Raw genomic sequence first — 7,473 nt, forward strand, 5'->3', positions numbered from 1 at the left:
GGGAGGGGGAGATCAGGGGGCCGCCCTCCGCACCGGTTGCAGGCTGGGTCAGCCGGGAATCATCTTCTTGCGGCCGGAGCCGGCGCCGATGGAGACCTTGCGGGGCTTGGCGCGCTCCGCGATCGGGATGCGCAGGGTGAGAACGCCGGCGTCGTAGTCAGCCTGAATGCGCTCGGTGTCGAGGGTGTCGGCGAGCACGATCTGTCGGGAGAAGATGCCCAGCGGTCGCTCCGACAGTTCCATCTTGACGTTGTCAGCCTCGGCCGTCGGCCGTCGCTCGGCCTTGACGGTCAGCATGTTCCGCTCGACGTCGACGTCGAGCGCGTCCGCGGTCACGCCGGGGATGTCGAAAGCCACCACGTACTCGTCCCCCTCGCGGTAGGCGTCCATCGGCATCACCGACGGCTTCGACCAGGTCCCCGGGCCCATCAACTGCTGCGCCATCCGGTCCAGCTCACGGAAGGGGTCAGTGCGCATCAACATCGTGAAACACCTCCAGCAGGTTCGAACGGTTGCTGCCAATGCGCTGCACAAGCACTGTTGTAGCATGTCATCCAGTGGATGACAAAGAGACTCCGTCATCCAATCGATGACAATCCGAGGAGGTGTCCGTGACCGCAGCCGATCAGCCGCCCGAGACCAGCACCGAGGCCCACAGCCCGGCGTCCTTTCTGGCCGCTGCGTCAGCCCTGGCCGCCATGGACGAAGCCTTGCGCGGTGCGCAGAACGACACTCCCGACGCTGCCGTGCCAGGCCCTGAGCAGGCCCTGGCCTCCCTGATGCTGCTGCGGCAGGTGCGCGAGCAGCTCGCCGACTGGGAGACCGGTCTGATCGAAACCGCCCGCCACGCAGGTGCCAGCTGGGCCGACCTCGCCCACCCCCTCGGCGTCGCCAGCCGCCAAGCAGCCGAACGCCGCTACCTGCGGGGCCGGCCCGGCCCCGCAGGCACTACCGGAGAGCAACGCGTGCAGGCCACCCGCCAGCGCCGCGCCGCCGACCGCACCGCCGCCACCTGGGCCCGCGCCAACTCAGCCGACCTGCGCCGCCTCGCCGGACAGATCACCGCGCTAGCCCACCTCACGCCCGAAGCGCGCTCGGCCCAGGCCGCTGTGCACACCGCTCTCGGCGCCGGGGACGCCGCAGAACTCATCGCACCCCTGGCCGACATGCGCCCTCACCTCGGTGCCCGCCACTCCGGTCTCGTCGACTCCCTGGACGCCCTCGAAGCCCACCGCATCACGACACCCTCTGACGAAAACTGACCTACCCCCGCAAAGCCACCGTCCGCACGCGCGGCCTCCCGTCGGCGCGTCACCCGACGACGGCCCCGTGCCCGAATCCCATCCGTATCCGACCTACCGCCGAGAGGACCCTGCATGCCCAGCAGCGTTGAGACACTGGAATTCCAGGCAGAGACCCGCCAATTGCTCCGCCTGGTGATCCACTCCATCTACTCGAACAAAGACATCTTCCTGCGCGAGCTGATCTCGAACGCCTCCGACGCCCTGGACAAGCTGAGGCTGGAGTCGCTGACCGGCAGCCTCGCCGAAGTCGACACCAGCGCCCTGCACATCTCGCTCGAGGTCGACAGGGACGCCCGCACCTTGACCGTCCGCGACAACGGCATCGGCATGACCCGCGACGACCTCGTGGAGCTGATCGGCACGATCGCCAAGTCCGGCACCGCCGGCCTCCTGGAAAAGATCAAGGAGTCCAAGGAGGCCGCAACGACGGAGAGCCTGATCGGGCAGTTCGGCGTCGGCTTCTACTCGGCCTTCATGGTCGCCGACAAGGTCACCATGCGCACCCGGCGAGTCGGCACCGACTCCGGTACCCGGTGGGAGTCCGACGGCGAGGGCTCCTACACTATCCAGGACGACGAGGGCCTCCCCGTCGGCACCTCGGTCACCCTGCACCTCAAGCACGCCGACAGCGAGGACGGACTCGCCGACTACCTTTCCGAATCGAAGATCCGGCAGATCGTCAAACGCTACTCGGACTTCATCCGCTGGCCCATCCGCATGGTCTCCGACCGGACCGACGCCGACGGCGAAACCACCTCCGAACTCGACACCCTCAACTCGATGAAGGCGCTGTGGGCCCGGTCCCGCAGCGAGGTGACCGAGGACGAGTACAACGAGTTCTACCAGCAGATCAGCCACGACTGGCTGCCCCCGGCCGAGACGATCCACATGCGCGCCGAAGGCACCTTCGAATACGAAGCGCTGCTGTTCATCCCCTCACAGGCCCCCCTCGACCTGTACTCCCGCGAGTCCAAGTCCGGCGTGCAGCTATATGTCAAGCGGGTGTTCATCATGGACGACTGCGAAGCGCTCATGCCCAACTACCTGCGCTTCGTCAAGGGTGTCGTGGACGCCCACGACCTGTCACTGAACGTCTCCCGCGAGCTCCTCCAGCACGACCGCCAGATCCAAGGCGTACGCCGACGCCTGATCAAGAAGGTCCTCGCAGCATTCAAGGACATGCAGGCCAAGGACGTCGAGCGCTACACGAAGGTCTGGGCCCAGTTCGGCCGGGCATTGAAGGAGGGCCTGCTCGAGGACACGGACAACACCGAAACCCTGCTGGAGCTGGTGTCGGCAGCCTCCACCAACGACCCGGAGAAGACCACCACACTGCGCCAGTACGTCGAGCGCATGAAGGACGGCCAGGACGCCATTTACTACCTGACCGGCGAGACGCGCGCCATGGTGGAGAACTCCCCGCACATGGAAGCCTTCGCCGCCAAAGGCTTCGAGGTGCTCATCCTCACCGACCCCATCGACGAGGTATGGGTCGACCAGGTCCCCGCTTTCGGCGGCCATCGTCTGCAGTCCATCGCCAAGGGGCAGATCGACCTCGACGTAACCGCCGATGGCGAGAAGGAAACCGACGCCCACAGGGCCCAGCGCGAGGAGGACTTGGCCGCCCTGCTGACCTGGCTGACCACCGCCCTGTCGGACCACATCAAGCAGGTACGCCTGTCATCCCGCCTGACCAACTCGGCAGCCTGCATCGTTGGCGACGCCCACGACGTGACGCCCACCCTGGAGAAGATGTACCGGGCCATGGGCCAGCAGATGCCCCCCACCAAAAGGATCCTGGAACTCAATCCCACACACCCTCTGATCACCAGCCTGCGCACCGCACACGACACCAACGCCGACGACCCCGCCTTGACGGAGATCGCCGAGCTGATCTATGGCAGCGCGCTGCTCGCCGAAGGAGGAGACCTGCCCGACCCGGCCCGCTTCACCCGACTGCTCACCGAGCACCTGACCCGCACCCTGTAACCACGAAAGCACCCCAGCCCAGACGAAGAGGCGGTGCGCCCCGCCCGGCGGACAGGGCTGGGGAGCCGGGGACGACCCGGCGCAGGAGCGGACGGGTTTGGGCGACGACCTGCCCCCTGACCTTGCGCGTCTGCGGACACTGGAGACCTGGGCAGCCCATTACCTGACCCGTATCCGTGCCCGGATCGCGGCCGTCGAGCGGCACCAGTCCCAGCAGCAGACCCCGGCACCCACGGCCACGCCTCCGGTCCGGCCACGCCTCCGGTCCGGCCACGCCTCCGGTCCGGCCACGCCTCCGGTCCGGCCCGCCTCCGGGCCGGACTGGGGCCGGGCGGAGGCCGGTATCGGGATCCCCACCACGGAGATTCACCGGGGCGACTGCTGGGCCGGGGGCCGGTCCCTGGTGCCGGTCACCGCGGAGCGCGCCCGCGCCGAGCTGGCAGACGGTGCGCAGCCGTGTGCGGTGTGCCGCCCGGACCGGGTACTCAACCGGACGTGACTCTGTCGGGTGGAGCGGCGGGGCCGGATAATCCGCGTATGGATGCGCACAAAGCGACGCTGTGGGCTGCGGGTATCGGTATGGCCGGGGTGGTCCTGACGGCTGGGATGGGATGGCGCAGCTCCCGGATTTCCGCGAAGGCTCAGGTGGATGCAGCGCTCGCCGGGGTGCGTGAACAGGCGGACCAGGAGCAGAAGGTTGCCAGTACCGCGCGGCGCGCGGCGCACCACGAGTTCCTGGGGCAGATCGAGGCGGCGTGTATGGCGCTCGACCGAGCGCTGCACGTGAGTGTCTGATTGGAATCCCAGCCTGCGGCTCCTCAGCACTTCCTCAAGGGACCGGCCCTGCTCGGGCGGAACTCCTGGCATCCCTCAACACGGCTCGCTATGCTGCGTGTTGCTCATTCAAAAGCTTCGATGTGCTGGCGACGGTCCGATGGGGGACAGCACACTGAAGCCAACGGGAGTGGGCACCGTGAGCCTCTAACCGTCGCAGAGCCTCAGCAGGCCATCAAGTTCGGTGGTCGAGCTGAGGCTGCCCGCCAACCGGTTCGATCACCTTCATGAAGGGATCGCCTGGTGAGGCTGACATTTCCCACGCAGGTACTTCTCGCGCTCCTATCGTTCGTGTCCGCGGTGGTGGCAGGAGTGCTCTCCCATGAGGCAGGGGCCCCGGTTCCTGGCGCCGTACTGTACGGCGGCGGCGCGTTCGTCGGTTGGATGTCGCTGTGCGTCTCCGTACTGACTGCCCTCGGTCTGTTCGGGCAGCACCGCTCACGGGACTAATCAGCATGTAGCAGCGCCCCAGACCATGTCCGGGGCGCTGCTATGTCTGCTACTCGTGTTGCTGCTGCGGGTGGCGGAGAGTGAAGACGTTGGAAGGGCCGCCCCCAGTCGCCGCCGTTGCCGACCATGTCGGCGACGGGCTGGAGAACCTCGGCAGCACTTACCCGACAAAGGCCGACAAGAGCCTTCCCGGGGGAGATCCATTGCGGCCAATGCACCGTCTCGCGAAGGCGGCCGGAGCATACGAGCTCAACCGAGCCAACGAAAACTCCAAGCAGAAGGACAGGACTTGCACCAGTGCTGGCATGCCCGGCAAGCCCGGCCCTGGTGACGTATTCGGCTGCGACGAGTTCCCCATGGCCTCCACCTATGAGGGCGCGGCGCGCGCGCAGTTCGAAGGAACGAAGTACACGGATGCATTCTCCGTTCGTTACATGGATCGGATCGAGAACCAGGAGGCTGGGCGCCGCCTGAATGCCTGGTCGACAACGACCGGATCTTGAATCACGATCCCTTCATTCTCGTTATCGGCGACTGACGGCACGGCACGCCAGTAAGCTAATGGACTGTGGGGCCGAACCAGTCGGCCCCCACAGTCCATTATTCCCTCTATGTATAGGAAAGTGTGCGCCACATCTGCACAAGGCAGTACTGATCTTTACCTTTCAATTCTCTCTCCTGGCCTGGCGGGACAGGCAATGCACGCGCTCCTCCAATCGGCGACAGGAAAGGCCCTCGATCCCCATTGAACATCCACTGCCACCGCATCTCGTACAGCCCAGCTGAGGGGAGAATTAAAGGGATGTCCTGAACCCCGCCATCAATGGTGTGAATGCCTATCTCCCCGGTGGGAAGCTCTACTTCCACTTCCTCCCGGCCGAACCAGTTGGCATGACTTTCCGGGGGTTTGCTGGACCAGCTCTCCAGACGCACGGCCGACTCAATGACTGCTGATGGCACTTGGAGATAGACCAGCCCAGGGGCGGAGAGAAGCCAATGCGTATCATCTGGATCCAGCCCATACGGCTCGACACTCATGTCCATCAATCCGAATAAGCGATAGCTGGGACTGACTACCATTTCATGCGTGTCCAAACTTCTGCTCACGGTACACCTCTTGACAGCTCGACCTCATGCTCCGACAGTGACTCGACCGTACAAGGCGCCGACAGGGTGGTCGAGGCGGACTGCAGTGGACCGCTGCCCTTCCGATGGTCCTGTCCCGGATAGTCGCTGAGCGCGGGCTATGGGCTTGCCGGGAATTAGCGCGTCGGTTTGTTCTTGTTTTTGTCGAGGTCGAGGTATCTCGCGATGTCAGTCGGTGAGGCTTTTCCAACCTGGCTGCGCAGCAGGCTGGTTGGTCCAGGGTGGCGTTGAGGAAGAGGTGAAGCTCCTGGTAGATGAGTTGTCGGCCGAGATCAACCTGTCTGCCCGGAGCTGCGCGTGCTTTCCTACCCATCGGGGATCGATCTGTCTATAGCTCGACTTTGCGCTACCTGTCCGAGCTGCTGACGGCCCGGCGCCGTGAGCTTGGCACGCGCTGGCGCCGCCTGGCTGCGGAGCGACAGGCCCTGCTCGTCCTGGCCCACCTGCGCTGCGGGCACACTTACGCCCAGCTCGCGGCCGGCTTCGGGATCGGGCTGGCCACTGTCTACCGCTACATAGCCGAGGCGGTTGAGGTCTTGGCTGCCCTCGCCCCCACGCTCCAGCAGGCCATGACCGTTGCCGCCAGCAAGGCATACGTGATCCTGGACGGCACCTTGCTGTCGATCGACCGTATCGCTGCCGACCGCCCCTACTACTCCGGCAAGCACAAGCGGCACGGCATGAACGTCCAGGTCATCGCCGATGCGTCCGGACGGCTGCTTTGGGCCTCACCTGCCCTGCCAGGTGCCGTCCACGACATCAAGGCAGCACGCACCCACGGCATCATCGAAGCATTGACCGAAGCCGGCGTCCGAACGTGGGCAGACAAGGGATATCAGGGAGCTCGGGGGACGATCCGGGTGCCTTACAGGGGCCGATGGAGCACGCTCCCAGCCGGCAAGCGGGCGGTGAACTCCTCCCACGCCAGGATCCGAGCTGTCGGCGAGCAGGCCAACGCCACCCTGAAGAGTTGGCGGCTCCTTCGCAAACTCCGTTGCAGCACCACCCGCATCACCGACATCGTCAAGGCTGTCCTGGCCTTGCACCTCGCCCCGTCAGCCTGAGGGCGGTGCGGTCTGGGGCGTCGACCAGGACAGCGCCGCCAGCAAACGACAGCAAGGGAGCCCGCTCACTGTGGCAGACGTCAGAGTGACCTACGACAAGACAGTGAACGCAGCGTACGTGTATCTCACCGAACCGCAGGCCCGCGTGAAGTCCGCGCGCATGTATCCCTGCGATCCGGTGGACGTTGACGGCATGATCAACCTCGACTTCGACGAGCAGGGCCGCCTCATCGGCATCGAGGTGCTGGCAGCCAGTTCAAAACTGCCCGTGTACCTGCTCCAGTCCGCGGAGCGGCTGGACACCGAAGACTCCTGAACAGTCGAGCACCGCCCTGGCGGCGACCGCGGTGCGAATTGCAGCAGGTTGGAAAGGGCTCAGTGCCTCCGTCTCGGCCGCGGTGTGGCCGACGGCGCGGCGCAGCAGGTCCGGATCGACCGGGCCCTTGATATCCGCGTACTCCGCGATGTTGTACGCCGGATCCGCCGGGTCGAGCCGCTGTGCGAACCAGACCCCCTGCTGAGCGGCGGTCAGACGCAGGGTGCCCGTCGGCACTCCGGTGTGCGGTACGTCGGTCACGCGAATTCACCTCGGTGGTGGGAGACCTGCGGCGGCATGATCAACCTCGACTTCGACGAGCAGGGCCGCCTCATCGGCATCGAGGTGCTGGCAGCCAGTTCAAAACTGC

Annotated in this window: 10 protein-coding genes and 1 pseudogene; 8 read left to right on the forward strand and 3 right to left on the reverse strand. The window is 65.8% G+C overall.

Features of this window, described 5'->3' with window-relative positions:
• Nucleotides 1-48: 48 nt before the first annotated feature.
• Nucleotides 49-483 (reverse strand): Hsp20/alpha crystallin family protein, encoded by a 435-nt coding sequence (locus JS521_RS31640; protein ID WP_205086354.1) that lies wholly within the window; start codon nucleotides 481-483, stop codon nucleotides 49-51.
• A 128-nt stretch (nucleotides 484-611) separates the two neighbouring features.
• Here JS521_RS31640 and JS521_RS31645 point away from each other — a divergent pair, with 128 nt between their 5' ends.
• The 5 genes from JS521_RS31645 (at nucleotide 612) to JS521_RS31665 (ending at nucleotide 5,080) form a co-directional block, all read left to right on the forward strand.
• Nucleotides 612-1,262 carry a type III effector protein gene (locus JS521_RS31645; protein WP_205086355.1) on the forward strand — a complete coding sequence of 217 codons (651 nt, stop codon included), beginning with the start codon at nucleotides 612-614 and terminating at the stop codon, nucleotides 1,260-1,262.
• A 114-nt stretch (nucleotides 1,263-1,376) separates the two neighbouring features.
• Complete coding sequence (gene htpG / locus JS521_RS31650; RefSeq protein ID WP_205086356.1) at nucleotides 1,377-3,293, forward strand: molecular chaperone HtpG; 1,917 nt, start codon at nucleotides 1,377-1,379, stop codon at nucleotides 3,291-3,293.
• A 97-nt stretch (nucleotides 3,294-3,390) separates the two neighbouring features.
• Nucleotides 3,391-3,792, forward strand: a complete 402-nt coding sequence (locus tag JS521_RS31655; RefSeq protein WP_205086357.1) for a DUF6233 domain-containing protein — start codon at nucleotides 3,391-3,393, stop codon at nucleotides 3,790-3,792.
• A gap of 38 nt (nucleotides 3,793-3,830) precedes the next feature.
• A complete protein-coding gene (locus JS521_RS31660; RefSeq protein WP_205086358.1) occupies nucleotides 3,831-4,088 on the forward strand; it encodes a hypothetical protein in 258 nt (85 codons plus the stop codon).
• 569 nt (nucleotides 4,089-4,657) lie between these two features.
• Entirely contained in the window at nucleotides 4,658-5,080 is a 423-nt protein-coding gene (locus JS521_RS31665; RefSeq protein WP_205086359.1) for a NucA/NucB deoxyribonuclease domain-containing protein, read from the forward strand.
• A gap of 106 nt (nucleotides 5,081-5,186) precedes the next feature.
• On the opposite strand, the gene JS521_RS31670 is transcribed toward JS521_RS31665, so the two are convergent.
• A complete protein-coding gene (locus JS521_RS31670; RefSeq protein ID WP_239488118.1) occupies nucleotides 5,187-5,672 on the reverse strand; it encodes a hypothetical protein in 486 nt (161 codons plus the stop codon).
• 348 nt (nucleotides 5,673-6,020) lie between these two features.
• On the opposite strand from JS521_RS31670, the pseudogene JS521_RS31675 reads away from it, so the two are divergent.
• Both JS521_RS31675 and JS521_RS31680 read left to right on the forward strand, forming a co-directional pair.
• Nucleotides 6,021-6,787 (forward strand): annotated as a pseudogene (locus tag JS521_RS31675) (IS5 family transposase).
• A gap of 70 nt (nucleotides 6,788-6,857) precedes the next feature.
• The gene (locus tag JS521_RS31680) at nucleotides 6,858-7,103 is read left to right on the forward strand and encodes a DUF2283 domain-containing protein (protein ID WP_205086361.1); all 246 of its coding nucleotides are present in this window, start codon (nucleotides 6,858-6,860) and stop codon (nucleotides 7,101-7,103) included.
• Here the strand turns inward: JS521_RS31680 and JS521_RS31685 are convergent.
• Entirely contained in the window at nucleotides 7,044-7,364 is a 321-nt protein-coding gene (locus tag JS521_RS31685) for a condensation domain-containing protein (RefSeq protein WP_307847982.1), read from the reverse strand. The two genes, JS521_RS31680 and JS521_RS31685, sit on opposite strands and share 60 nt — an antisense overlap.
• A gap of 36 nt (nucleotides 7,365-7,400) precedes the next feature.
• Between JS521_RS31685 and JS521_RS31690 the strand changes: the two genes are divergently transcribed.
• Nucleotides 7,401-7,473, forward strand: a 73-nt coding sequence (locus JS521_RS31690) for a DUF2283 domain-containing protein (protein WP_239488122.1), incomplete at its 3' end; no start/stop codon positions are given.

Origin of the sequence: Streptomyces durocortorensis (genome assembly GCF_016901035.1) — a bacterium.
Classification (GTDB): domain Bacteria; phylum Actinomycetota; class Actinomycetes; order Streptomycetales; family Streptomycetaceae; genus Streptomyces; species Streptomyces durocortorensis.